Source organism: Paenibacillus taichungensis, assembly GCF_047302525.1.
Lineage (GTDB): Bacteria > Bacillota > Bacilli > Paenibacillales > Paenibacillaceae > Paenibacillus > Paenibacillus taichungensis_B.
This window is the reverse complement of sequence record NZ_CP168020.1, coordinates 26,728-51,121: the sequence shown is the minus strand read 5'-3', so window position 1 is coordinate 51,121 and position 24,394 is coordinate 26,728. Positions and strand designations below refer to the sequence as shown.

The 24,394-nt window shown below is 48.2% G+C and carries 18 protein-coding genes, 17 tRNA genes and 3 rRNA genes; 4 read left to right on the top strand and 34 right to left on the bottom strand.

The genetic code is table 11. The features are described 5' to 3' along the window. Positions 1 to 22 precede the first annotated feature (22 nt). The 4 genes from ACDJ58_RS00405 to ACDJ58_RS00390 form a co-directional block, all read right to left on the bottom strand. Positions 23 to 1,585 carry an MBL fold metallo-hydrolase gene (locus tag ACDJ58_RS00405; protein ID WP_413374579.1) on the bottom strand — a complete coding sequence of 521 codons (1,563 nt, stop codon included), beginning with the start codon at positions 1,583 to 1,585 and terminating at the stop codon, positions 23 to 25. Continuing rightward, positions 1,582 to 3,267, bottom strand: a complete 1,686-nt coding sequence (locus ACDJ58_RS00400; RefSeq protein ID WP_111620086.1) for an ABC transporter permease — start codon at positions 3,265 to 3,267, stop codon at positions 1,582 to 1,584. The genes ACDJ58_RS00405 and ACDJ58_RS00400 overlap by 4 nt, the downstream gene beginning before the upstream one ends. 88 nt (positions 3,268 to 3,355) lie before the next feature. Continuing rightward, positions 3,356 to 4,432, bottom strand: a complete 1,077-nt coding sequence (locus tag ACDJ58_RS00395; protein WP_090904034.1) for an ABC transporter substrate-binding protein — start codon at positions 4,430 to 4,432, stop codon at positions 3,356 to 3,358. A 266-nt stretch (positions 4,433 to 4,698) separates the two neighbouring features. Next, entirely contained in the window at positions 4,699 to 5,715 is a 1,017-nt protein-coding gene (locus ACDJ58_RS00390) for an ABC transporter ATP-binding protein (RefSeq protein ID WP_413374577.1), read from the bottom strand. 169 nt (positions 5,716 to 5,884) lie between these two features. Between ACDJ58_RS00390 and ACDJ58_RS00385 the strand changes: the two genes are divergently transcribed. Together ACDJ58_RS00385 and ACDJ58_RS00380 are read left to right on the top strand one after the other, a co-directional pair. Next, positions 5,885 to 6,793, top strand: coding sequence for a LysR family transcriptional regulator (locus tag ACDJ58_RS00385; protein ID WP_310854543.1), 909 nt, complete (start codon positions 5,885 to 5,887; stop codon positions 6,791 to 6,793). Between the two features lie 144 nt (positions 6,794 to 6,937). After that, positions 6,938 to 7,798, top strand: a complete 861-nt coding sequence (locus ACDJ58_RS00380; protein ID WP_413374574.1) for a CYTH domain-containing protein — start codon at positions 6,938 to 6,940, stop codon at positions 7,796 to 7,798. Between the two features lie 161 nt (positions 7,799 to 7,959). Here ACDJ58_RS00380 and ACDJ58_RS00375 read toward each other — a convergent pair whose 3' ends face one another. The 25 genes from ACDJ58_RS00375 to ACDJ58_RS00255 all read right to left on the bottom strand — a co-directional run bounded on the left by ACDJ58_RS00375 (position 7,960) and on the right by ACDJ58_RS00255 (position 19,304). Continuing rightward, positions 7,960 to 8,565: a short chain dehydrogenase gene (locus ACDJ58_RS00375; RefSeq protein ID WP_413374573.1), complete on the bottom strand. Its 606-nt coding sequence runs from the start codon at positions 8,563 to 8,565 to the stop codon at positions 7,960 to 7,962. An 87-nt stretch (positions 8,566 to 8,652) separates the two neighbouring features. After that, positions 8,653 to 9,291 (bottom strand): pentapeptide repeat-containing protein, encoded by a 639-nt coding sequence (locus tag ACDJ58_RS00370; protein ID WP_413374572.1) that lies wholly within the window; start codon positions 9,289 to 9,291, stop codon positions 8,653 to 8,655. 87 nt (positions 9,292 to 9,378) lie between these two features. Next, positions 9,379 to 9,449 (bottom strand) — tRNA-Gly (locus tag ACDJ58_RS00365). A gap of 9 nt (positions 9,450 to 9,458) precedes the next feature. Beyond that, a tRNA-Pro gene (locus ACDJ58_RS00360) sits at positions 9,459 to 9,532 on the bottom strand. Between the two features lie 16 nt (positions 9,533 to 9,548). Further along, positions 9,549 to 9,625, bottom strand: a tRNA-Arg gene (locus ACDJ58_RS00355). A 6-nt stretch (positions 9,626 to 9,631) separates the two neighbouring features. Beyond that, positions 9,632 to 9,706, bottom strand: a tRNA-Gly gene (locus ACDJ58_RS00350). Between the two features lie 8 nt (positions 9,707 to 9,714). Further along, positions 9,715 to 9,801 (bottom strand) — tRNA-Leu (locus ACDJ58_RS00345). 9 nt (positions 9,802 to 9,810) lie between these two features. After that, positions 9,811 to 9,886: transfer RNA gene (locus tag ACDJ58_RS00340), tRNA-Lys, on the bottom strand. A 16-nt stretch (positions 9,887 to 9,902) separates the two neighbouring features. Continuing rightward, positions 9,903 to 9,977: transfer RNA gene (locus ACDJ58_RS00335), tRNA-Gln, on the bottom strand. An 11-nt stretch (positions 9,978 to 9,988) separates the two neighbouring features. Then, positions 9,989 to 10,064 (bottom strand) — tRNA-His (locus ACDJ58_RS00330). Positions 10,065 to 10,161: 97 nt separating this feature from the next. After that, a tRNA-Thr gene (locus ACDJ58_RS00325) sits at positions 10,162 to 10,237 on the bottom strand. A 28-nt stretch (positions 10,238 to 10,265) separates the two neighbouring features. Further along, positions 10,266 to 10,343: transfer RNA gene (locus ACDJ58_RS00320), tRNA-Asp, on the bottom strand. Between the two features lie 27 nt (positions 10,344 to 10,370). After that, a tRNA-Met gene (locus ACDJ58_RS00315) sits at positions 10,371 to 10,444 on the bottom strand. A gap of 19 nt (positions 10,445 to 10,463) precedes the next feature. Next, positions 10,464 to 10,539 (bottom strand) — tRNA-Val (locus ACDJ58_RS00310). Between the two features lie 7 nt (positions 10,540 to 10,546). Then, positions 10,547 to 10,618: transfer RNA gene (locus ACDJ58_RS00305), tRNA-Glu, on the bottom strand. A gap of 19 nt (positions 10,619 to 10,637) precedes the next feature. Beyond that, positions 10,638 to 10,729: transfer RNA gene (locus ACDJ58_RS00300), tRNA-Ser, on the bottom strand. Positions 10,730 to 10,733: 4 nt separating this feature from the next. Further along, a tRNA-Asn gene (locus ACDJ58_RS00295) sits at positions 10,734 to 10,809 on the bottom strand. Position 10,810: 1 nt separating this feature from the next. Next, positions 10,811 to 10,886 (bottom strand) — tRNA-Ala (locus tag ACDJ58_RS00290). A 26-nt stretch (positions 10,887 to 10,912) separates the two neighbouring features. Then, a tRNA-Ile gene (locus ACDJ58_RS00285) sits at positions 10,913 to 10,989 on the bottom strand. A 57-nt stretch (positions 10,990 to 11,046) separates the two neighbouring features. Then, positions 11,047 to 11,163 (bottom strand): 5S ribosomal RNA (gene rrf / locus ACDJ58_RS00280). Positions 11,164 to 11,243: 80 nt separating this feature from the next. Next, a 23S ribosomal RNA gene (locus ACDJ58_RS00275) occupies positions 11,244 to 14,169 on the bottom strand. A 309-nt stretch (positions 14,170 to 14,478) separates the two neighbouring features. Continuing rightward, a 16S ribosomal RNA gene (locus ACDJ58_RS00270) occupies positions 14,479 to 16,030 on the bottom strand. The 16S, 23S and 5S rRNA genes sit together here with 17 tRNA genes alongside, the layout of an rRNA operon. 694 nt (positions 16,031 to 16,724) lie before the next feature. Beyond that, positions 16,725 to 17,693: an arginase gene (gene rocF, locus ACDJ58_RS00265; protein ID WP_413374570.1), complete on the bottom strand. Its 969-nt coding sequence runs from the start codon at positions 17,691 to 17,693 to the stop codon at positions 16,725 to 16,727. 54 nt (positions 17,694 to 17,747) lie between these two features. Next, positions 17,748 to 18,941, bottom strand: a complete 1,194-nt coding sequence (locus ACDJ58_RS00260; RefSeq protein ID WP_413374568.1) for an ornithine--oxo-acid transaminase — start codon at positions 18,939 to 18,941, stop codon at positions 17,748 to 17,750. 138 nt (positions 18,942 to 19,079) lie between these two features. Then, a complete protein-coding gene (locus ACDJ58_RS00255; protein WP_413374566.1) occupies positions 19,080 to 19,304 on the bottom strand; it encodes a hypothetical protein in 225 nt (74 codons plus the stop codon). Positions 19,305 to 19,619: 315 nt separating this feature from the next. On the opposite strand from ACDJ58_RS00255, the gene ACDJ58_RS00250 reads away from it, so the two are divergent. Further along, positions 19,620 to 20,264 carry a GntR family transcriptional regulator gene (locus ACDJ58_RS00250; RefSeq protein WP_413374564.1) on the top strand — a complete coding sequence of 215 codons (645 nt, stop codon included), beginning with the start codon at positions 19,620 to 19,622 and terminating at the stop codon, positions 20,262 to 20,264. 198 nt (positions 20,265 to 20,462) lie between these two features. On the opposite strand, the gene ACDJ58_RS00245 is transcribed toward ACDJ58_RS00250, so the two are convergent. Next, the gene (locus ACDJ58_RS00245; RefSeq protein WP_413374562.1) at positions 20,463 to 21,203 is read right to left on the bottom strand and encodes a class I SAM-dependent methyltransferase; all 741 of its coding nucleotides are present in this window, start codon (positions 21,201 to 21,203) and stop codon (positions 20,463 to 20,465) included. Between the two features lie 163 nt (positions 21,204 to 21,366). On the opposite strand from ACDJ58_RS00245, the gene ACDJ58_RS00240 reads away from it, so the two are divergent. Then, positions 21,367 to 21,726: a hypothetical protein gene (locus tag ACDJ58_RS00240; RefSeq protein WP_413374560.1), complete on the top strand. Its 360-nt coding sequence runs from the start codon at positions 21,367 to 21,369 to the stop codon at positions 21,724 to 21,726. A 305-nt stretch (positions 21,727 to 22,031) separates the two neighbouring features. On the opposite strand, the gene ACDJ58_RS00235 is transcribed toward ACDJ58_RS00240, so the two are convergent. The 4 genes from ACDJ58_RS00235 to ACDJ58_RS00220 form a co-directional block, all read right to left on the bottom strand. Further along, positions 22,032 to 22,259, bottom strand: a complete 228-nt coding sequence (locus ACDJ58_RS00235; protein ID WP_024633773.1) for a cold-shock protein — start codon at positions 22,257 to 22,259, stop codon at positions 22,032 to 22,034. Between the two features lie 189 nt (positions 22,260 to 22,448). Beyond that, positions 22,449 to 22,649 carry a cold-shock protein gene (locus ACDJ58_RS00230; RefSeq protein ID WP_024633772.1) on the bottom strand — a complete coding sequence of 67 codons (201 nt, stop codon included), beginning with the start codon at positions 22,647 to 22,649 and terminating at the stop codon, positions 22,449 to 22,451. A gap of 388 nt (positions 22,650 to 23,037) precedes the next feature. After that, positions 23,038 to 23,274 (bottom strand): DUF6953 family protein, encoded by a 237-nt coding sequence (locus tag ACDJ58_RS00225; protein ID WP_413374557.1) that lies wholly within the window; start codon positions 23,272 to 23,274, stop codon positions 23,038 to 23,040. 145 nt (positions 23,275 to 23,419) lie between these two features. Continuing rightward, entirely contained in the window at positions 23,420 to 24,205 is a 786-nt protein-coding gene (locus ACDJ58_RS00220) for a CPBP family intramembrane glutamic endopeptidase (protein ID WP_413374555.1), read from the bottom strand. Positions 24,206 to 24,394: the final 189 nt, after the last annotated feature.

Here is a 24,394-nt window from a genome sequence, read left to right as displayed (position 1 = left end):
TCCAATCTTTATCAAATTCAACTTACAGATACAGCTCATCTCCAGGAGATAGTGAATGCAGTATTCCTTTCCCCGAGACCCATTTTTCTCTGAGCAAGCCTTCTCTCAGTTTATCCGTCTCTGCCCGGTCCGCATGCACAAGCACCGTATGCCTTGCAGGAACCTGATGCAGCATTTTCTCGACATCCTTCCATCCCTGATGCACCTTATAACGAATTTTCCGTACCTCGCACGCCCCGTGTTTTGCAGGATTCTGCAACAGCCTGTAAGCATAGGTGCCAGCAGAGACATGCCCAGTGAGCAGTACAAGATTATTTTCATCGTCCGCAAACTGGTTATAGTACCAGCGGGCAAGAGAGGACTGCATCATCCCGTCCGGAATGAACCACAAAGAGGCAGCATGTTGATGCAGTAGCCGCTCTCGCTCTTCCTTTGTCACAGGCATCTCCCATCCATGACCCTCCAGAAAACGCCCAATCGCTTCCTTCACAGAACCCGGTATGTGTTCTTCCTCTTCCTTAAGCCAATATGGAGCATGTAAAAGCTGCTTCAGTCCGTCCACCAGCCCTTGTTCCACTACAATCGGAACGTCAGGGAACTGCTGCTGTGACCACAACATGATTTCCTGACCACGCCCCACCGAGGGCATAGGCATTAACACCTTTCCACCCCGGGCAATCGTCTCATGGATGGCCTGTTCCAGCTGTTCCAGTTTGTTGGTCTGCGTATCGCGGTCAGTACCATATGCGGCATCCATAATCACTAAATCCAGCAGGCCGGAGGAAGATGCTTTGTTCACTTCTACTCCCTTGGATACGGCATAGGCATCCCCTTGCTCCACAGTTCTACCTGCTGATACATGGGATCGTAACATCCCCTCGGATGCAGCAAAGGGAAGAGTCTGCGACGCGGATGGCTCCCCTGCCAAGACATGCCTACCATTCACTACGGTTCGTATATCCGTTTTCCAACGTTGACTAACTGGAGCATCGAATCCACGCCTGTTACGTGGTACCCTTGCCTGCCAGAATACATCCGCTGGGCAATCCTCCTGCAATAGCATGGATTCGGAGGTGTAATCACCGGAATAAAGTATCCGCTTATCCTCCATTTCCAGCCCGAACCATACCGATCCCGCAAGGTGTCCACTGCGCCCCCACACCACCGAGACGCCAGGGACCATTTCAAACCAGGTTCCACCCTCGGCTTCGTCCTCCAAAAATCGGTAGCGAATCAGCTGTTCATCACCTTCTTCGTATGGGAGGGCGTGTCCTGCCCTCTCCATATTTCTTCGCCAAGCTCTGAAGTAGGTGTCTAATTGCTCCCTGGTTTCCCGCGTCGTCCATACTTCACCCTGATACCCCATCCTATAGAGCAATGGAATAGCGACAGAATGATCCTCATGGGCGTGAGACAATAAAACCACATCCAGCTCTTTAACGATTTCCGGTTCAATCAACGGATACTCGCCGGCTCCTTCTTTTTTCACGCCACAATCCAGCAAAAGTTGTACCCGGCTCCCTCTCAGGAGATAGGCAGAGCGCCCGTGTTCCCCGGCGCCGCCCCATACCTTCAGTTTGATCATGATGCATTCCACTTTCTCTTCGAATTCAGAACTTCAATGCCGAGCAACATCAGTACCGTCATACCGACAGTCACCACGGCCATCGCCATTCCCAATGAAACCTGACCTTGTTCAAATTGAGCAAAAATATACGTTGCCGATGTCTGCATCGATGGAGGCAAAATCAACAGTGATCCCACCAGCTCCCGGGTGGCAATGGTGAATGTCATCATCCATCCGGCCAGCATGCCGGGGATGATCAGTGGTAGAAGAATACGCCGCAGAATGTATAACGGTCTTCCGCCAAAGACCTGACCCGCCTGGAACAACGTTCCATCTATCTGGGTGAAGCTTGATTTGACATACTGCACCGTGTACGGCAAGAAGAGAACCACATACGTCAGAACAACCATTCCGTACGAGTTGTACAGGGTGAATGGCATCCATGGTGAATTCCAGAACAGGATGAGACCCACCACCATGACAATGCCAGGCACCGTATTCGGCAGCAGACTGAACAGGTCAATGACACGCTGCATAAAGGAAGACGATTTACCAATCGTCAGTGCAAAACCTGTACCGATAATAACTGCAACCGTCGAAGCTGCTAGTGACAGCCCCAGACTGTTTCCGATTGCTTTCATACTGACTGATCCCCAGGACAGCAATTCCCGGTAATGATCCAGCGTCAGATTGTCGAAGGACAATCCCGCGCCGCGCAGTTTCATAGTCGACGCAGCAATAATAGAGAAATACGGAATACCCACCGACAGAATCAGCAGCAACGCGAGATACAACCCGCACAACCAACCCGCCCCGCCGCGTAGGGAATATCGTTTAGATCGCTGCCCCTTGCCCCCTACCAGACGGTACGTGAACTTTCGACTCATGGCAGACTGCATGTACCACATCACCAGACAGACCGACAGCAGCACCGATGCAAGCGAGGTTGCTTTACCAAAATCAATCGGCCAACTGGAGATATACTTGTGGATCTCAGAGGTCATGACATAATAACCGATACGGCGCCCGAAGGTGGCCGGTGTTCCGAATTCCGCAATCGTTTTGACAAAGACGAGCATGATCCCCATGCCATAGGAAGACAACAGTAGTGGCAAAATAATACGTCTGAATCGGTATCCCGCACGTCCCCCGTGCACCGCTCCCGCTTCTTCCAGATTGCCTCCGATGCGAATGATTGCATCCCGAAGCAACAGATACAGGAAAGGGAACAGATGTAGGCTCATAATGAGCACCATGCCCCAGAAGCTGAAGAATAATTCACTCCAGCTCGCAGCGGAGGGCACCCATTGTTGCAGGTATCCCCCTTTTTGCATAAACAAAATCCATCCCATGGAGCCGATATACGGCGGGGTCATGAACGGAATCATCAGGATCACGTCCACCCAGCGATGCTGACCCATGCGGGTCTTCGCCATCATCCAGGCCAGTGGCAATGCCAGCAGAGTTGTTACAGCTACCACGCAGATCCCCAGCCAGACAGAATTCAGCAGCACCCCGGATAAATGCTGTCCGGTAATGGTGCGAATCGGAGCCATCCAATCCCATTGCCCATCCGGATACACACTTTGCCAGAAAATCAGCAAGAGCGGTACACCAATGCTTATCGTTAGCAGAAAGAGGGCCAGAATCACGCCCACTCTCCGAAAAATACGGTTGTTGTCTACTACAACAGGTTTCACTACGATTTCACCTCACATGACTTCCACAAGACAATCGTCTCTTCACTCTAGTTGTTCTAGTTACTCACGGCAGGTCATAACACTATTCTTATTTAAAAGTCTCGGAGAAACGTGCCGCTGTCTCATCTCCGTGTTCACTCATCCAGTTCCAATCCACTTTAAGCTGCGGGATATCCTTCAGATTAGCCCGGTTAGTCGCCTCGATGTCTTCACGTCCCGGGATCAGATAAGCATCTGCAACGAGCTTCTGTGCCTCATCGGACAACAGGTAGTCGATAAACGCCTTGGCATTCTCCACATTCTGACTCGATTTCAGAATCGCTGCCGGTCTTGGACTGATTACAGTCCCTTCCTCTGGATATACGATGTCCAGCGGTTCACCTTTGGCTTTGGAGGAATACGCCATGTAGTCCACACCAGCTGCTACGATGCTTTTCGCTCCGGTAATGACCGGGTCAAGTGCTTCCTGATTCGCTCCTGCCATCGCTACACCATTCGCTTTGTAGCTGTCCAGCAAGTCCCAGCCTTTATCTCCATTCACACTCAGGTATCCCGTAATGAAGTCCAGCGCGGAACCGGACAGTGTAGGATCAGGAATGTTCACAACATCTTTCCAGGCAGGTGTTGCCAGCTCAGCCCAACTGGTTGGTGGCGTGGACACCAGCTTCGTATTGTAGACAATTCCGAGTGCCGATGCACTGGAGCTAAAATAGTTGCCATCGGCATCTGACCAATCCTTGTTCAGCTTGTCTGCATTCTCCGCATCAGGATATGGGAGTGTCAGACCGTCCGCTTTCAGTGCTTGTGCCGAAGGCAGGGAAGCCAGGATAACCACGTCCGCTACCGGATTGGATTTTTCAGCTTCCATGCGAGCCAGAATTTTACCTGTCGTACCCTGGAACATCTCCACTTCAATGCCCGTCTTGGCTGTAAATCCGCTGATGATGTTATCCGCCAGCTTCTGAGGTCCTGCACTGTACAATACCAGCTTACCTCCTGCTGGCTTTGTCGTTTCCGCCGATGCAGTAGCCGTACTGCCTTCCCCAGCAGCTTGACCCGCATTCCCAGTAGTTGAATTACCTGTGCTACATCCGAACAAACTGATACTCATTACCGCTGATAATAACAGCATTGCGCTTCTTTTCCGTGTTTTCATACCCAACATTTTCATTCCATCTCCCTTGGTTTCTGATTATATTCGTATTCAAGTTTCTGCAAACTCACGCTGTTTACGCCGTTACCACTATGGTCGCTATTGCCGCCAACACATGCCTCTATTCATGAGACTTACCGATAATATGCTCTCAGGAAGGTACGTTTCCTTGATCATTCACTTTCTAGAAGTTACACTTCCTTGATAATCCGTTTCATTACTTAATGATTCTGTTCATGGCCTATTTCCTGATCTGAGGCCCTTTATGCTCATCATGATCAGTTGGCTGCTGCGATGAACTCTCTAGGCTTCACATTCGGAGTGTCTTGTCCGTTCATTCGGCAAATCCGCTCCGGGGCTACATAGAGCTGAACCTTCTCCCCTACGCGTACTCTTCGATCCAGATAGGCTGTCCATACACTCAGTCCCTCCATCTGCACCCGAATTTCATAACGCTCTCCTACATAACTGACGCTGAGCACTACCGCCTGATAACACAGATCGTCATGACCTGTTTTGCTCCAGGAGACATGTTCCGGTCTCACCATGGACTGATTAGGCGTAAGCCAGTTGGACTTTCCGATAAACGAAGCAACAAAAGGATCGCTTGGCGATGCGTAGATCGTTTCCGGGGTTCCCTTTTGCAATATGCGCCCCTTCTCCATCACCACAATCTCATCTGACATCGACATCGCCTCAACTTGATCATGGGTGACGTACAGCGCTGTCAGTCCCATATCCCGTACCAATGACATCATCTCAATTCGCATCTCTTCCCGCAGCACAGCATCCAGTGCACTTAGTGGCTCATCGAACAGGATAATCCCCGGCCTTACTGCTACCGCTCTGGCAAAAGCAACCCGTTGCTGCTGTCCTCCCGACAGCTGATGAGGATAACGATCCTCCATGCCTTGCAGGCGTACCATGCCAAGTGCTTCGGTCACCTTCTGGCGCAGATCCGATTTCTGCTTTCCGGCTTTCAGGCCGAACGCCACATTTTCGTATACTGTCATATGCGGCCATAATGCAAAATCCTGAAACACCATGCCCAGATTACGCTTATGTGTCGGTACATCTATTCGCTTCGTCGCCGAGTAGAAACTCTTGCCATCCGCAACGATTTCTCCCGCATCTGGTTGCTCGAGCCCCGCCAGCATGCGCAGCAACGTCGTTTTGCCGCAGCCGGATGGGCCGAGCAGCGTCGTAAACTGTCCATGCTGAAGTGTTAAATCCGTGGGCAGCAGCGCGGGAGTGCGATTGAATGATTTTTGAATTCCCCTAATTTCCATTTTCATAAGCATCCCTGCCTGTCTTCTTGTACTGTTCTCAGTCTAACGTCCGCTTTCGCGAGTTGTATGTTAGAAATGTAAAATTGGAATTAACTTTTTAGATGAATTCTGTTGATCTTCATAGATTAAATCTATATAAGGTGATTCAAATTACCCGAGAGGAGTGTTGGATTCGTTGAACCTGATTAAACTGCAAATTGTTGAACTCATTGATAAGCATCATCATATGACCAGTGTGGCCGAGCTTCTCGGCATCAAGCAGCCTACCGTTACCTTTCATATGAAGTCTCTGGAGGAAGAGATGGGGGTTCGATTATTTGAATCGCGTAGTGGAAAGACGTTTCTCACCGAGGCTGGACAAGCCCTTTTACACTATTCGGTGAAAATCAATGCCCTGACCCAGGAGGCACGCCGAGTAGTACAGGAATATGACAGCCTCTATCGGGGCACCCTGCACATTGGAGCGAGCTATGTACCTGCAACGTATCTGCTGCCGCCTATTTTGAATACATTTTCTCAGGAATTCCCCGGTATTCGAATTATGTTATCGGTCAAACCTTCACCCGTTATCCGCGAAATGTTGATCCGTCACCAGATTGATTTGGGTGTGATCTCCTCAGAGCCTTTTGTGGGTCCGGTACTTCAGGCAGAAACACTATGTGAGGATGATCTGGTATTAATCTGCTCTCCACAGCATGCCTTGGCTCAGAGGGATGTGCTGAAACCTGAGCATATGGCACAGGTTCCTTTTGCACTGCATGGGGATGAATCCAGCACTCGACGTTTAACTAACCAATGGCTGGAGCAACATGATATTCGTTTGCGAAGCACCGTTGAGATGGACTCTCTGGAGGCGATTAAGCAGTTGGTTCTACTCGGTGGTCATATCTCGTTCATGTCACGAATGGCCGTACAGTGGGAAGAGCAGCATGGACTGATCAAGGTCCTCCCCATTCCAGGGGAGCAGGCTCCGCGGCATATTTATACCGTCCACAACAAGGATCGTCATCCTTCCGTCCAGGTCAACCGCTTCAAGGAAGTACTGCGGGACATGAGCCACAGCCTCTCTCTTTTTAATTCATGATTCCGCCATCCCATATAAACTATCGTTTGGCATTCATCAAATCTATGCAGGGTTAACGCAACGAGCCCTTCCATTTAATCGCTTTCATATACTCGGACGATAAAGTGGGTTAGTACGTTAATCCAGCCTAGGGAGTGATTGGTTTTGAAAAAATGGAAAAAGGTAACCGCCTCATTCATGCTGAGCATCGTGACATTGGGAAGTGGACTGACGTTTCTGGAAGCACCACAGGCTTCAGCAGCAGCCAACGCCGTTCCTGCTTATGAAGTGAAGTTCCTGGCTAAGCCGGAGCTGGTATTGAACACAGATGGGACACCACGCAGTGAAGTCATTCAGACGCTTGGGTTGAGCTCCACAGCAAGAAACATTAGTGCAGAGTATTTCGACACCAACGCGCTCAATCTGGATCAACAGGGATGGAACGTCCGTTTTCGGAAGAAGGATGACAAGAATAACTATGAACTGACTTATAAGAAGCGCTACCCTGTCATTAATGGTGATGTTAATGCGGCGTTGACTCTGGCTAACCAAGAGGGATTTGATGCGTCAGATGATAACTACGAGGCTGAAATTGACTGGGGATATGGCAAACAAACATTAAGCTTCTCCAACACTAAAAAGGTGGATACCAAAGCTACAGGCGTACAACTTCCATCACAGCAGGAAGCCTTGAGCATGTTATTGGACAAGCTGCCTGGCAAATTAAAAAACTGGTCCTCCTCCAACTGGGGTAAACAACAACTCACGGCATCCCGTGCTTACGGCCCGGTAACATTCCAACGTTATGAAGGCACATGGAATGGACAGGAACTCACCCTTGAAGTATGGCCAATTCGCAACGCAGCAGGCACAGGTGTAGAGAATATCGTTGAGATCTCGTTCAAAACAGCTGATTCTACAGCTGTTTCCGGACTGCGTACCCAACTGATGCAAGTGCTGGAGAACAAAAACTGGCTCATTCCTGCGGATGGCCTGAAAACTCAACTGATCTTGGAAAGATACTAATTGGTTGTTGCTGTCTATATCGTATGAGTCTAAGTAATGGTATCTAGCGGCTTATGGGGCAACGGAGAAAATTTTAAAGCCGAACTTCCATTTCAACCAAAACAAAAGGAGATCAGCAGGAACATTCTGCTGATCTCCTTTATACTTACTATTTCTTACAGTTAGTATATTTTAAAGGTCTGGGCTGTTTCGATCCCAAGTGCACTCTGGATAAACGTATTGGCGACTCGCTCCACAGGCACCGGATTAAATCCGATAAACACACCTTTATATTTCTCTGCGGATTCAACAAACAGGTTAGGACTAACCGAATTCAGACGTATACCTCGGGGCAACTCATAAGCTGCTGCTTTGGCAAACGAATCAATTGCACCGTTGACCATAGCACTGGATGCGCCTTTGAGAATGGGATGGTCCTGTATAATGCCACTGACCAGCGTAAAACTTCCCATATCGTTGATGTAGTGCTGTCCAATCAAGACGATGTTCACTTGACCAAGTAATTTCCCCTGCACACTAATCATATTGTTCTCAGGGGTCAGCTCCTCCAACTTCGCATAATGGGTCTGGCCGGCTGCAACAATGACATAATCAATATTAGTCACCGTTTCAAAGAGGGATGTAATACTCTCTGTGGATGTCATATCCACCTGGTAATCTCCGGATTGCCTGCCGGCTGTAATGACCTCAACGGAATATTCCTGAAGCTTCGCAACAACAGCCTTACCTAATGTTCCATGTCCTCCAATAACCAGAGCCCTTTTCATAATCCGCCTCCTTTTTATCAGTGAAAGCATGATGTTGTACATTCATTGATCTCTTCATTTAAACAAAGATCACTCGCATAATCAAACTCACTTCACAATTAAGCCTAATAATCCAACAAAAGAGGCGGCCTGAGCATCTGAGATGATACATCCGTTCAGATCCTCAATATCTACATGTAACCTTTCAAAGCTACAGTCACTAAGGTCCACTCCCTTAAGCTTAACACCCGACAAAAGAGCTTGGTCTATATTGCATTCAGAAAACTCCAATTTTTGGGCAGTAGCTTGAAAGAAATCGCCACTCACCAGAGAACATTCCGTGTACTTCACCTGTTTAAACTTGGAGAATCGAAATAAAGAAAGGTCAGCTACACAGCCCTGAAAGCTTACATTTTGGAGCCTGCTATTTGCAAAATTGGTACCAAGCAATTTACAGTTTCTAAACTCTGTTCGGTGGAGGAAAGAACCGTTAAAGTCCATATTGGATAAATCGCATTTATCAAAAATTACATCAGTAAGCTCGACTTCGGGGAGAGAGGACTGGCTGAAGATCACGTTCTCAAAGACCACTTTATCGAATGAAACTCTGCTGGCGCTCTGATTCTCAATAGAGATATTGGTAAATCGCCCATGTTTGATTTCTTCTTTACTCTCCCATGCTTCTAAAGTTAACGATAAGTCTTCGAGTTCCAGGGGAATCTTTGGCGCTTCTATTTTATTTTTCATAAGTCCTCCCACTATTTTCTTACTTAAGATTACTATATCAAAAAGAGCCCTTGCAATAAGCAAGAGCTCTCTTTGTTGTTACCATGAAGCGGGTGATGGGAATCGAACCCACGCTATTAGCTTGGAAGGCTAAAGTTCTACCATTGAACTACACCCGCATATAAAAATCGGGATGACACGATTTGAACATGCGACCCCCTGGTCCCAAACCAGGTGCTCTACCAAGCTGAGCTACATCCCGATACTTATGAAAATAATGGCGCGCCCTGAGAGATTCGAACTCCCGGCCTTTTGATTCGTAGTCAAACGCTCTATCCAGCTGAGCTAAGGGCGCAAATATTGGAGCGGAAGACGGGAATCGAACCCGCGACCCTCGCCTTGGCAAGGCGATGCTCTACCGCTGAGCCACTTCCGCAAAATATATGGTGCGGTCGAGAGGACTCGAACCTCCACGGGGGTTAGCCCACACGGACCTGAACCGTGCGCGTCTGCCAATTCCGCCACGACCGCAAAATATAATGGTGAGTCATGAAGGGCTCGAACCTTCGACACCCTGATTAAAAGTCAGGTGCTCTACCAACTGAGCTAATGACTCAAACTAAAAACTAAAATGGCTGGGGATATAGGATTTGAACCTATGCATGACGGAGTCAAAGTCCGTTGCCTTACCGCTTGGCTAATCCCCATTAAGAAAACATGGGGCGATCGAGGGGAATTGAACCCCCGAATGCCGGATCCACAAACCGGTGCGTTAACCACTTCGCCACGATCGCCATAAGCTATCCCTTACATTCGCTGAGAGTATCTCAGTATTCCCATCTGAAACTACAATATACATTCTATTATAAATTCAGAGGTAAATGCAATAAATGGTGCCGGCGAGAGGACTTGAACCCCCAACCTACTGATTACAAGTCAGTTGCTCTACCAGTTGAGCTACACCGGCACGGTATAAAATGTTACTTGAGTAAAAATGGCGGAACCGACGGGATTCGAACCCGCGATCTCCTGCGTGACAGGCAGGCATGTTAGGCCAACTACACCACGGTTCCAGATCACTTTCTTCAGAGAAAGTATAATTGCGGGGGCAGGATTTGAACCTGCGGCCTTCGGGTTATGAGCCCGACGAGCTACCGGGCTGCTCCACCCCGCGTCGTTATTTAAAAACTATATGGTGGAGGCTGAGGGGATCGAACCCCCGACCCTCTGCTTGTAAGGCAGATGCTCTCCCAGCTGAGCTAAGCCTCCATATATATGACCCGTAGGGGATTCGAACCCCTGTTACCTCCGTGAAAGGGAGGTGTCTTAACCCCTTGACCAACGGGCCACAGTAACAAAATTCTATCTGGCGGAGAGAGAGGGATTCGAACCCTCGAGACGCTTTTGGCGCCTACACGATTTCCAATCGTGCTCCTTCGACCAACTCGGACACCTCTCCTGAATGGCTCCCCGAACAGGGCTCGAACCTGTGACAACTCGATTAACAGTCGAGTGCTCTACCAACTGAGCTATCAGGGAATGGTGGAGCCAAGCGGGATCGAACCGCTGACCTCCTGCTTGCAAGGCAGGCGCTCTCCCAGCTGAGCTATGGCCCCATGTTTCACTGTGGTTTAAAACTATATGGTGGGCCCTGGTGGACTCGAACCACCGGCCTCACCCTTATCAGAGGTGCGCTCTAACCAACTGAGCTAAGGGCCCCAATATATTTCCCTTTTCCTTACGAGGGGGGCAAAAAAAATACCCCAAAGGGAATTCGCTTGGCGGCGTCCTACTCTCCCAGGACCCTGCGGTCCAAGTACCATCGGCGCTAGAGGGCTTAACGGTCGTGTTCGGGATGGGTACGTGTGGAACCCCTCCGCCATCGCCACCAAACGCATAGCTTAGCTTACATCTCAGAGTTTATTCTCTGAAAACTAGATCCGAAACGAAATCTGCGATTTACAACCTGCATATTGGATAAGCCCTCGACCGATTAGTACTGGTCAGCTCCATGCATTGCTGCACTTCCACCCCCAGCCTATCTACCTCGTCGTCTTCAAGGGGTCTTACATACTGGGAAATCTCATCTTGAGGGGGGCTTCACGCTTAGATGCTTTCAGCGCTTATCCCTTCCGTACATAGCTACCCAGCGGTGCTCCTGGCGGAACAACTGGTACACCAGCGGTACGTCCATCCCGGTCCTCTCGTACTAAGGACAGCTCCTCTCAAATTTCCTACGCCCACGACAGATAGGGACCGAACTGTCTCACGACGTTCTGAACCCAGCTCGCGTACCGCTTTAATGGGCGAACAGCCCAACCCTTGGGACCTACTTCAGCCCCAGGATGCGATGAGCCGACATCGAGGTGCCAAACCTCCCCGTCGATGTGGACTCTTGGGGGAGATAAGCCTGTTATCCCCAGGGTAGCTTTTATCCGTTGAGCGATGGCCCTTCCATGCGGTACCACCGGATCACTAAGCCCGACTTTCGTCCCTGCTCGACTTGTAGGTCTCGCAGTCAAGCTCCCTTATGCCTTTGCACTCTTCGAATGATTTCCAACCATTCTGAGGGAACCTTTGGGCGCCTCCGTTACTCTTTAGGAGGCGACCGCCCCAGTCAAACTGCCCACCTGACACTGTCCCCGCACCGGATTACGGTACCAGGTTAGAACCTAGATACGATCAGGGTGGTATCCCAACGGTGCCTCCACGCAAGCTGGCGCTCACGTTTCAAAGGCTCCCACCTATCCTGTACAGATCGTACCCAAATTCAATATCAAGCTGCAGTAAAGCTCCATGGGGTCTTTCCGTCTTGTCGCGGGTAACCTGCATCTTCACAGGTATTAAAATTTCACCGGATCTCTCGTTGAGACAGCGCCCAAGTCGTTACGCCATTCGTGCGGGTCAGAATTTACCTGACAAGGAATTTCGCTACCTTAGGACCGTTATAGTTACGGCCGCCGTTTACTGGGGCTTCGGTTCACAGCTTCGGATTGCTCCTAACCGCTCCCCTTAACCTTCCAGCACCGGGCAGGCGTCAGCCCGTATACTTCGCCTTACGGCTTCGCACAGACCTGTGTTTTTGCTAAACAGTCGCTTGGGCCTTTTCACTGCGGCCCCCTCGTGCTATTCACACTACCGGGGCACCCCTTCTCCCGAAGTTACGGGGTCATTTTGCCGAGTTCCTTAACGAGAGTTCTTCCGCGCGCCTTAGAATTCTCTTCTCGCCTACCTGTGTCGGTTTGCGGTACGGGCACCATCACCTGGCTAGAGGCTTTTCTTGGCAGTGTGAGATCATGACCTTCGCTACTATAATTTTCGCTCCCCATCACAGCCCAGCCTTACGATGTGCGGATTTGCCTACACATCAGCCTCACTGCTTAGACGGACATCCATCAGTCCGCGTCACTACCCTGCTGCGTCCCCCCATTGCTCATAACGGCTTACGGTGGTACAGGAATTTCGACCTGTTGTCCTTCGACTACGCCTTTCGGCCTCGCCTTAGGTCCCGACTTACCCTGAGCGGACGAGCCTTCCTCAGGAACCCTTAGGCTTTCGGCGGATCAGATTCTCACTGATCTTTTCGTTACTCATACCGGCATTCTCACTTGTATAATGTCCAGCGCTCCTTACGGTACACCTTCAACCCTTATACAACGCTCCCCTACCCCTGATGCAAAGCATCAAGCCATAGCTTCGGTGGTGTGTTTAGCCCCGTTACATTTTCGGCGCAGAGTCACTCGACCAGTGAGCTATTACGCACTCTTTCAATGGTGGCTGCTTCTAAGCCAACATCCTGGTTGTCTGTGCAACTCCACATCCTTTCCCACTTAACACACACTTGGGGACCTTAGCTGATGGTCTGGGCTGTTTCCCTTTTGACAATGGATCTTAGCACTCACTGTCTGACTCCCGGAAGTAAGTCTATGGCATTCGGAGTTTGACTGAGCTTGGTAACCCTTGCGGGCCCCGCACCCAATCAGTGCTCTACCTCCACGACTCTGTTTTCCGAGGCTAGCCCTAAAGCTATTTCGGGGAGAACCAGCTATCTCCGAGTTCGATTGGAATTTCTCCGCTACCCCCACCTCATCCCCGCATTTTTCAACATGCGTGGGTTCGGGCCTCCAGTGCGTGTTACCGCACCTTCACCCTGGACAGGGGTAGATCACCCGGTTTCGGGTCTACGTCCACGTACTAAGTCGCCCTATTCAGACTCGCTTTCGCTGCGGCTCCGGCTCTTCACCTTAACCTTGCACGGGAACGTAACTCGCCGGTTCATTCTACAAAAGGCACGCCATCACCCCTAAAACGGGCTCTGACTTTTTGTAAGCACACGGTTTCAGGTTCTATTTCACTCCCCTTCCGGGGTGCTTTTCACCTTTCCCTCACGGTACTGCTTCACTATCGGTCGCTAGGAAGTATTTAGCCTTGGCAGATGGTCCTGCCGGATTCATACGGGGTTTCACGTGCCCCGCACTACTCGGGATACATCTCGGAGGGAACAGACTTTCAAGTACAGGGCTTTTACCTTCTTTGGCGGGCCTTTCCAGACCTCTTCGCTTAACCGGTTCCTTTGTAACTCCATGTGAGATGTCCCACAACCCCAAAGAGCAAGCTCTCTGGTTTGGGCTTCTCCGCGTTCGCTCGCCGCTACTGACGGAATCACTATTGTTTTCTCTTCCTCAAGGTACTTAGATGTTTCAGTTCCCTTGGTATGCCTCTACATAACCTATGTATTCAGTTATGAGTAACTGGAAATTACCCCAGCTGGGTTTCCCCATTCGGACACCCCCGGATCAAAGCTTGCTTACAGCTCCCCGAGGCAGTTTCGTTGTTCGCCACGTCCTTCATCGGCTCCTAGCGCCTAGGCATCCTCCGTGTGCTCTTAGTAGCTTAACCATATTTGCTCCGGTTTCGACTGCTCGCTTCCCTTGTTTTGCTTGCGCAAATCCAAAAGTCGCTCTCACTCTATACCATCGCAATGCAGTTTTCACTATTTATTGAAACTTGTTTAACACAAGTTCAGCTTAAAAAGGAATGTTCTAAATCGCAAAATTTCGTTTCGATATCTAGTTTTCAAAGAACAAGCTCCATGCAAAAGCAAGCTGTTTGAGAGTTTGAGCTCTCAAAACTGAGCAACGAGTGAGTAGTTTTGCAGATCAAGTCTGCGTATTTGAATGTTTCCACGCGGGAAACGATTCTCCATAGAAAGGAGGTGATCCAGCCGCACCTTCCGATACGGCTACCTTGTTACGACTTCACCCCAATCATCTATCCCACCTTCGGCGGCTGGCTCCTTGCGGTTACCCCACCGACTTCGGGTGTTATAAACTCTCGTGGTGTGACGGGCGGTGTGTACAAGACCCGGGAACGTATTCACCGCGGCATGCTGATCCGCGATTACTAGCAATTCCGACTTCATGCAGGCGAGTTGCAGCCTGCAATCCGAACTGAGACCGGCTTTTTAGGATTCGTTCCACCTCGCGGCTTCACAGCCCGTTGTACCGGCCATTGTAGTACGTGTGTAGCCCAGGTCATAAGGGGCATGATGATTTGACGTCATCCCCACCTTCCTCCGGTTTGTCACCGGCAGTCACCTTAGAGTGCCCACCCGAAGTGCTGGCAACTAAGATCAAGGGTTGCGCTCGTTGCGGGACTTAACCCAACATCTCACGACACGAGCTGACGACAACCATGCACCACCTGTCTCCTCTGTCCCGAAGGAAAGGTACATCTCTGTACCGATCAGAGGGATGTCAAGACCTGGTAAGGTTCTTCGCGTTGCTTCGAATTAAACCACATACTCCACTGCTTGTGCGGGTCCCCGTCAATTCCTTTGAGTTTCAGTCTTGCGACCGTACTCCCCAGGCGGAGTGCTTAATGTGTTAACTTCGGCACCAAGGGTATCGAAACCCCTAACACCTAGCACTCATCGTTTACGGCGTGGACTACCAGGGTATCTAATCCTGTTTGCTCCCCACGCTTTCGCGCCTCAGCGTCAGTTACAGCCCAGAGAGTCGCCTTCGCCACTGGTGTTCCTCCACATATCTACGCATTTCACCGCTACACGTGGAATTCCACTCTCCTCTTCTGCACTCAAGTCACCCAGTTTCCAGTGCGATCCGGGGTTGAGCCCCGGGATTAAACACCAGACTTAAATGACCGCCTGCGCGCGCTTTACGCCCAATAATTCCGGACAACGCTTGCCCCCTACGTATTACCGCGGCTGCTGGCACGTAGTTAGCCGGGGCTTTCTTCTCAGGTACCGTCACCTTGAGAGCAGTTACTCTCCCAAGCGTTCTTCCCTGGCAACAGAGCTTTACGATCCGAAAACCTTCATCACTCACGCGGCATTGCTCCGTCAGGCTTTCGCCCATTGCGGAAGATTCCCTACTGCTGCCTCCCGTAGGAGTCTGGGCCGTGTCTCAGTCCCAGTGTGGCCGATCACCCTCTCAGGTCGGCTACGCATCGTCGCCTTGGTGAGCCGTTACCCCACCAACTAGCTAATGCGCCGCAGGCCCATCCCCAAGTGACAGATTGCTCCGTCTTTCCAGTTCTCTTCAGGAGAAGAAAACAACTATTCGGTATTAGCTACCGTTTCCGGTAGTTGTCCCAAACTTGAGGGCAGGTTGCCTACGTGTTACTCACCCGTCCGCCGCTAACTATCAGAGAAGCAAGCTTCTCTGATAGTCCGCTCGACTTGCATGTATTAGGCATGCCGCCAGCGTTCGTCCTGAGCCAGGATCAAACTCTCCAATAAAGTATTGAAAAGAGCGATAAGCTCATTTTGAAACTGACGAGATTAAAAATCTCATTTGTGCTCCAGTCGATTCAAGCCAAGGCTTGTTTCAAACTTTCGCGTTCATTCTGCAAGCAGAATGTTTACTCACTCGTTGTTCAGTTTTCAAAGATCAAACTTGTTTCATTGCCGGGTGTTGTTCACCTCAGCAACTTTTATATCTTATCACATCCGAACCAACTTTGCAAGCTCTTTTTTCAAGTTTCTTTCGAAGCTTATTTCATTCGCTTGCCGCACCGTGTTTCTCGTGTTTTCTTGGCCGGAATTAGAATATACCATGTAGAGATTATGAACGCAAGCTTTATTTTTAAAAAACTTTAGAACCACTTTCTCATCAGATAATCTCAATCTCTTTCTTCTATAGTAGAGCCCTCGTATATCTACCCAACGCTCTACCCAACGCTCCTTAAAGAAACAGAAAGCCCCGCTTAGCCAAACATTACTCTATAAGGCCAACTTCACGCTTCCCCTTTTCAGGAATCAAGAAGTGCACCCAACAACCATAGCCAGGGAAGTACTCATACCTATCTTCACTCAGTTGAAGATCGTATGGATGAGTCTGACCCTGGCTCTTATATAACCTTACATTATATGATTCGACCTTACCTTCTATATAAGCATGAATTCATCCGCACAAGAAATAGCTATACAATTGTTATAAGATCCGTTTACCCAGCAATGAAGCAATCAGTTCTACTCCAAGGCGGGCCGTATGCCTGTTCTGATCAAACAGCGGGTTAACTTCCACCAGATCCATGGACGTGACTCGGTTGGTGGAAGCGAGCAGCTCCAGTGCGAAATGAGCTTCACGGTAATTCAATCCCCCTGGTACTGGCGTACCCACACCCGGAGCCTCACGCGGATCAAGACAATCCATATCAAAGCTAATATGAATACCATCTGTTCCTTCCCCGACTACAGCCAGCGCCTGTTCAACAACCTGTTGTATACCTATCCGATCAATATCATGCATTGTAAAGCTCTTAATGCCAAGCGCTCGGATCTGTTCCTTTTCATACACATCCAGATCACGTAAGCCAATGTAGACCAGATTGGAAGGATTAACGAACGACCCTGCACCCGGAATATGAGACAAGTTAAATGCAGAATGCCCCAAAGCTGCAGCAACACTCATCCCATGCATATTTCCAGACAGACTACGCTCTTCTGTGTTCAAATCCGCATGGGCATCAAACCAGATCACACCTAGATTGGAATAATGCGCAGACACCCCAGCAAGAGAACCTATAGCTACACTGTGATCGCCACCCAGAACAAGTGGAAAAGCACCTCCAGATATCGCCCCAGACACTTCATTGCACACTCGCTCACTCACCTGTCTAACCTCGGATAAATATTTCACACGGTTGCATTCAATTGGAGCAACAGACTCTGAGGGACAATCTACACGGATCTCTTTTGATACATTCAACCCAAGGCTTGCAATTTCACGTTTCAATCCTGCTGTAATTAGTTCATCCGGACCTAGCTCAGCACCACCTCGCGCCCCGCCTAGTCCAAAAGGAACCTTAATGATGGCAACGTCATGATGACGCAAAAGCAATTGGCTCGTTTCATTAGAAGCATTCAGCGTTCCTGCAGATTCAATATCATTGTTTCCCACGTAGGTCAGCTCCTTCGCTGCTTATATGAAGTAATCAAAGAATGAAAGGTTTATTCAGTCACCCAGCACCTGAGCAATTCGTTCCAACGCCCAGTCGATCTCAGCCTCCGTAATAGTCAGTGGCGGCGCAAAACGGATCGTTGTCTCATGGGTTTCTTTACAGAGCAGTCCAACAGACATTAATTTCTCACAATATGAACGTGCAGGTACATGCAGATCAACACCGATGAACAATCCTCTACCTCGAATCTCACGCACAGCTGAACTGCGAATTCCCTGAAGCTGTTTCATAAAATAATTTCCCAGACGCTCCGAGCGCTCTGCAAGCTTCTCATCTTCCAGAACTTTCAGTGCCGCGACAGCCACGGCACAAGCGAGTGGGTTACCCCCGAATGTGGAGCCATGAGAACCCGGTTCAAACAAATCCAGTATTTCTGCATTTGCAGCAATAGCCGAGATAGGCATCACTCCCCCGCCTAGCGCTTTACCCATAATCCAGATATCCGGCTCAATCCCCTCCCAGTCAGAGGCAAAACGGCGTCCCGTTCGTCCGAATCCGGTCTGAATCTCATCCGCCACGGTCAACACCCGGTGCTGTTTGCACAGCGTAAAGGCTTCAGCAAGATATCCTTCTGGCGGAATGACAATACCGGCTTCCCCCTGAATGGGTTCCACAAGGAAAGCGGCCGTGTTCGGTGTGATCGCAAGCTTAAGCGCTTCAATGTCACCATAAGGAATGATTTTGAATCCGGGTGTAAACGGTCCAAAGTCTTTTTTGTACTCTTCTGAAGATGAGAAAGACGTGACGGTCAGTGTTCTTCCATGAAAATTTCCTGAGCATACGATGATTTCAGCTTGATTTTCCGATACATCCTTGCAGCGATATGCCCATCTTCGTACTGCTTTCACGGCCGTTTCAACCGCTTCAGCTCCCGTGTTCATGGCAAGAATTTTGGGTTTGCCCGTAAATTGCGAGAGCTTCTGATAGAAAAGTGATGCCGCACTGCTGTGAAATGCCCGTGATGTTAATGTTACCCGATCTGCCTGATCCTTCAGCGCCTGAATAATTGCTGGATGTCTGTGCCCATGATTTAATGCCGAATATGCACTTAACATATCCATATAACGGCGACCTTCCGGATCTTCGACCCATACTCCCTCCGCCTGCTCAATGACGATCGGGAGCGGATGATAATTAGGTGCAGCATAACGTTCCGACCAATCCATTAACACTTTCGAATCTGACATATACTCCCAGCACCCCTCTTTGATTATATTGTATACAAAATACAATATCAATGTATGCTTCGCCACGACCATTTACGACTCCTGCTCACTTTTTCCGCTATCACCTAATTCCACTCATTCGCAGAGTCCGTATCCACGTTATCGGGATATAGAAAGTCTGTGTTCCAGCCAGGTGAGCAGGTTGGCCAACGTAAATGTAATTACAAAATAGAGGGCAGCAGCAACAAGTAGCGGGGCAAGCGGTTGGAAGGTAATCCCCTGAACAGCTCTGGCTGTATAGATAATCTCAGCAATCCCGATCATGGGAACAAGCGAGGAATCTTTAATGATAATAATGAATTCATTGCCGATAGCTGGAAGCATGTTACGAAAGGCCTGCGGCAGTATAATTTATCTCTATACAATATACATCAGACAATATGTGGGCTTTAATGTAAGTAATACTAATAAGAAATTAGCTGCATAGCAATGAATTCAACACATTTATACGCTTAAATTCCACAAAACGTCATTTATGTAACCCGAAACTAACATCTCTTTAGATCATTAAGATTGCTTGCCCAACTCCCCCCTCGGTGTTAAGATGATAAAAACTTGAAACTCCCGAACGGCGCACCATTACAGGGCTTACACCCTCACACATCCAATCATCACTATATACAGAAGGGGGGATTCGGTATGGAGGCACCAAAATACCGGTCCTTGAAAGATCATGTTTACGATTATATCGCACAGAAAATTCAAGACGGGACACTGCTCCCCAATCAGAAGATTAATGAAGCGGAGATTTGCAAAAAGCTCGACATCAGCCGCACACCTACTCGGGAAGCCTTATTTCAACTCACTTCTGACAACCTCCTGCAATATATCCCACGCAGGGGATTTATCGTCGCTCCTTTTGATGCTGGCAAAAAACTCGAATTCTCGCAGGCCATCGGTGCACTTGAGGCACTTGCTGCTACACTTGCAGCGGACCACCTCAAACCGTCTGAGCTCATGGAGATGGAGGCCCTTGTTGCACGGATGGATGAAGATATTACCCAGCTCGATCTGGCTGCTTACAGCAAGAATCAATATCAATTTCATAACCTGTACATCCAGCGCTGCGGTAACGCCACTGTCATCGAGATGTTAAACACGTTAAAAAACAGCTTTATTCGCCAGTCGTATGTCAGCGACAATAAGCCGAAGCTATCCAGTGTACTTAATGAAGTAAATGAAGAACATCGCCAAATCCTAAGCGCTTTTCGAGCCAAAGATAAACCGCAACTGGAAGCTCTGCTGAAGCACCACTGGCGCATTATCGACAACGATATGCTGTAACGGTTTCAGTCCAAGCCTTTGAGTTGACGTTTCTTCATAACTTACTTATATTGGATTTAGAGTCCGAAAAAAAGAAGGCAAAGGCAACCTACCTTAGAGTGGGTTGCCTTTTTATATGCCAAGTACGGCATCAACCAAATATTTTTCCACATTCATTTATTGATGAAATACAACGACCTCCGCGCGAGCAGATGCTTCCTACTCTTTCTGGGTATTACCATTCTCCATTGGTACCCTCGCTTCAAAAACCGCATACCCCAGTCTTTTTCCGTATCTCGCAAGCAAACGATCATTGGTGCGACCCATACGCTGCACTTGCTCATCCTCAAACAAGCTCATATCCATCTCCCGATGAGGATCATGATCCACGCCCCACTTTCCCATGGAACGAGATTGTTCCTTGACCAGGACTTCAGTAAATCCACTCTGTCTGAGACGTTTCTTCCATGTAGTCATGGTCGCCAGTGTCCTTATTCCGTAAAATTGTTTCAGCCTACGGCTCATCACCTCTGTCTTCCTTCCGGATAACACCATCTCCCGATCAATGAAGAGACCACCTGGCTTCAACACTCGCTTATATTCCGCAAGGGTACTTCGCCACTGGGTGAAGATAGTGACAGACTCTACAAATACCACATCAAAATAATGATCCGGAAAAGGCAAGGATCTCACGTCTGCCTGAATAAAACGAATATCCAAGCGCTCCCGTCTTGCGCGTCGCACCGCTTTCTCCAACATCTGCCGATTAAGATCCACCGCAGTTACCCGGTAACCGTTTCGAGCCAGATAACAAGCCGTCCTCCCTGTACCACATCCCACCTCAAGCACCTTACTATGCGCAGGCAGAGACAGCGTATCCAACAGTTGCATCGTTGCTGTAAACCCTCCCGGATGGGCACTCCCTTCTCCAAGCCGGGCCAGCAAATCATGATAATCCATGAGATTCCCTCCCTTTTACTCCCTCCAGTGTATGGAACAGATACAAAAACGGCTCCTCCCCATCTAATTTCCGGGTACTCGTCCATACCAATCGGTCTTCTTTTTACTATGATATACAAACCGTTGATTTCAAGCGGCAACCGCAATAATGAGGAGGATTTACATGTACAGAATTAATCCGGTATGTGAAGAGACGGTTTCTCCGCACGTTGGACGTTCCGTTTGTCTCGTTATGAACGACGGTAAGCATATGTACGGTACGCTTAGTCAATGTCGTGATGGTAAAGTTTATTTGAACGGGTGTTTCGAAGGACCACGGCTGTGTTCAGTCAAATCCAAACAGCAGCTTGTAAAAAGCAGTAAGAAAAATGCTGTTGCAACAAAGAAAGTTAAATCCTCGGCTTACGGATATGGAGGATACGGTGGAGGATACGGAAGAGGTTACGGGGGTTACGGCTCTGGAGCAGGGATTGAGCTGGCTCTGGTAGCAACGCTGTTCCTGCTTCCATTCCTGTTCATCTAAACTATCCAAACAAACGAAGAACCTTCTCGCATAAAGCGAGAAGGTTCTTTGTTTTTCATTTATCATACTTAAAGTTTCTCCTTCAGCCACTGTAACACTACGGATGCTTTACCCCGGCTTACACCCAACACTGTTGTAAATTGGATATATTACCGTTTTATTATCCGATATATTGGAAAAAAGATATAAAAAAGGCATTCGCCAAAAACGAATGCCGGGAACTTCATATTTAATACCCTTACCTTTGTACAAGATGTCAGGTTCAACTTAAAAAAAAACACCTCGTTAGAGGCGGGTAAGCTATGTTAAATCCGATTTCCTTTAGGCATCGTTTTCAGATTACTATTCGAATTTTCAAGCAATGGCAGCATCCTGGTCGTGCTAACCATCTCAGAAGCACATATCGGACAAGTAGGCACGCTATCAAACGCAAAATTGTCCCGCATCCATCCTTTGCACGTATCGCTCGTACATTCCCAGATTGCCGCATCCGCTTGTGGAATCTCTTCCAACGGTTTTTTGCGATTATACATGACTTCTACCCCCTTTGTTATGGAAAAACATCTAATCCGACGTTATTTCACAGAAGCCACTACTTAGCGGAAGTTTCGTCCCGTCCGGACTTCTGTCTCGACAACTATTGGGCCGACTTTCATTATAACTGCTCAAAAAAAAGAAGCTGCCTTTACCATTATAACATGTTAAAGGCAGCTATGCTTTAATTACAGTTTTACAACTTCTTCTGCTTGAGGACCACGGTTTCCTTGTACAATTTTAAATTGCACGCGTTGACCTTCGTCCAGCGTTTTGAAGCCTTCGCCTGTAATAGCGCTGAAGTGTACGAATACATCTTCTCCGCCTTCAACTTCGATGAAACCGAAGCCTTTATCAGCGTTGAACCATTTTACTGTTCCGTTTTGCATGTGAATTACACCTCCAAATAAAGATTAACATGTTCCTTTGTTCTTTGCAGCAAGCAAATAAAAATTCACACATTGAAAAAGGTACCAGTCATAACCTATAAGTGATCGCCCTTTACAATATGTGAATTAGGTTTTCCACTCTCTACAACTTGTTTTTATTATAACTCCGTTTCCTCCAAAAAGCAAATCTTTGTATTTTCTTTTCAAACAGCTTTGGAAATACATGTTATTCGCACGCGCTGGAACAGGGTTTGTCGCTTACCTGCCGCTCATTGCGGTCTTATGAAAGGATATGCAGATCCGAACCAACTTATACATTTTCTATAAAATATTTTGACATGCATATCCAATACATCCATGAAAGCTTAACCCATTACAAGATAACACACTATGTCCATGCCCACATAAAGGCATCACGATCCCATGCAATCTGCCCACGATGTAACTTGCGGAACGCTTTCTTCACTTCTTTTGATAACGAAGTATTTCCATTCTCATTTACAAATACAAATTCTTCTCCAAAATTGGACTTTACATATTCAATTGCAGCTTCCTGATGAAGCGTACCGGTGAATTTAATCTCCTGTACCATCCATTCCGCTACTGTCTGTGCTGTCTTTTCCACAATATCACCTATTTATCTACCCATTGTACGGATGGACGGACTTCCGATTGATTACGAACAAGCCTGTCATACCGCCAGATTGAAGTATACCACGATCCCATGGCTGGCGGTAAACAGAGTTATGCAGCAACTGATCCAGACCCGTTTAATGAACTACTGAACTACCCGGTGTACTACTCTCTGAAGAAGATAACTTCGTTCGAACGCTAAACGTCAACCATACGCAATAAGCAACCAACACAACCAATATGAAGATATCGTAGGGAAGTGTTCCGGTATCTTGCCGGTCGTCCCCAAGAAATTGAATCAAATTATGTATGAAATGAAACAAGATCAGCGGCACGATATTTCCGTTTTTCAACATTAACAGCGCGAGGGCCGCTCCAAGCAGCAGTGCATAGATCAGTTGCAGAATCGTATCTGCCATACTCTGGCCGGATAATGCATTCATGATATGAGTGACGGAAAATAAAACACTTGAAGTGACAACTGCCGCAACCGCACTCTTACGAAGCAAAGTTTTGAAAATAAGTCCACGATAAATGGTTTCCTCCACAAAGGCGACAAGCAAGGTGAAGAAGATAAAAAAAGTCACCTTGGACAGGGTTAATTCTGTAAATCCTTTAAGCGCGATAGTACCCAGTACAAGGAGTAGCGGAATATAATACTTTGCATGACTTGCTGGGATGGTTCTTAAGGAACGGAATCCGGTTTCTCCCCACTTGCGGCGCATAGTCAGATAGATGATGAGTACAAGAGCAATTGGAGTAAACGACATAAGCACAGGTGATGTGTAATCCAGTTGCTTCACGGTTGCAACCGCTCCTGCCGCGAATACCGCCAGCAAAAGGAGCAGTTCAATAATGACTACCGTCAGCACGGGCCTACGCGTGGAAAAGGATTGGTTTTGCCTGGATTGCGGGGTTTTCATAGATTGTACCAGCCTCATTTCATCTTTAGTGGTTGTCACATGAACTAATATGACAATTTAGTTGTATCATATCTACTGGATATTCGGGTATCCTTTTCTGGATAAAACTATAAAAGTAACAAAAAAGAGAATTCCTCTTACAGCTTTTACCTTACAATCAGGTATGGCTCAAGTACTAATCTGTCCATT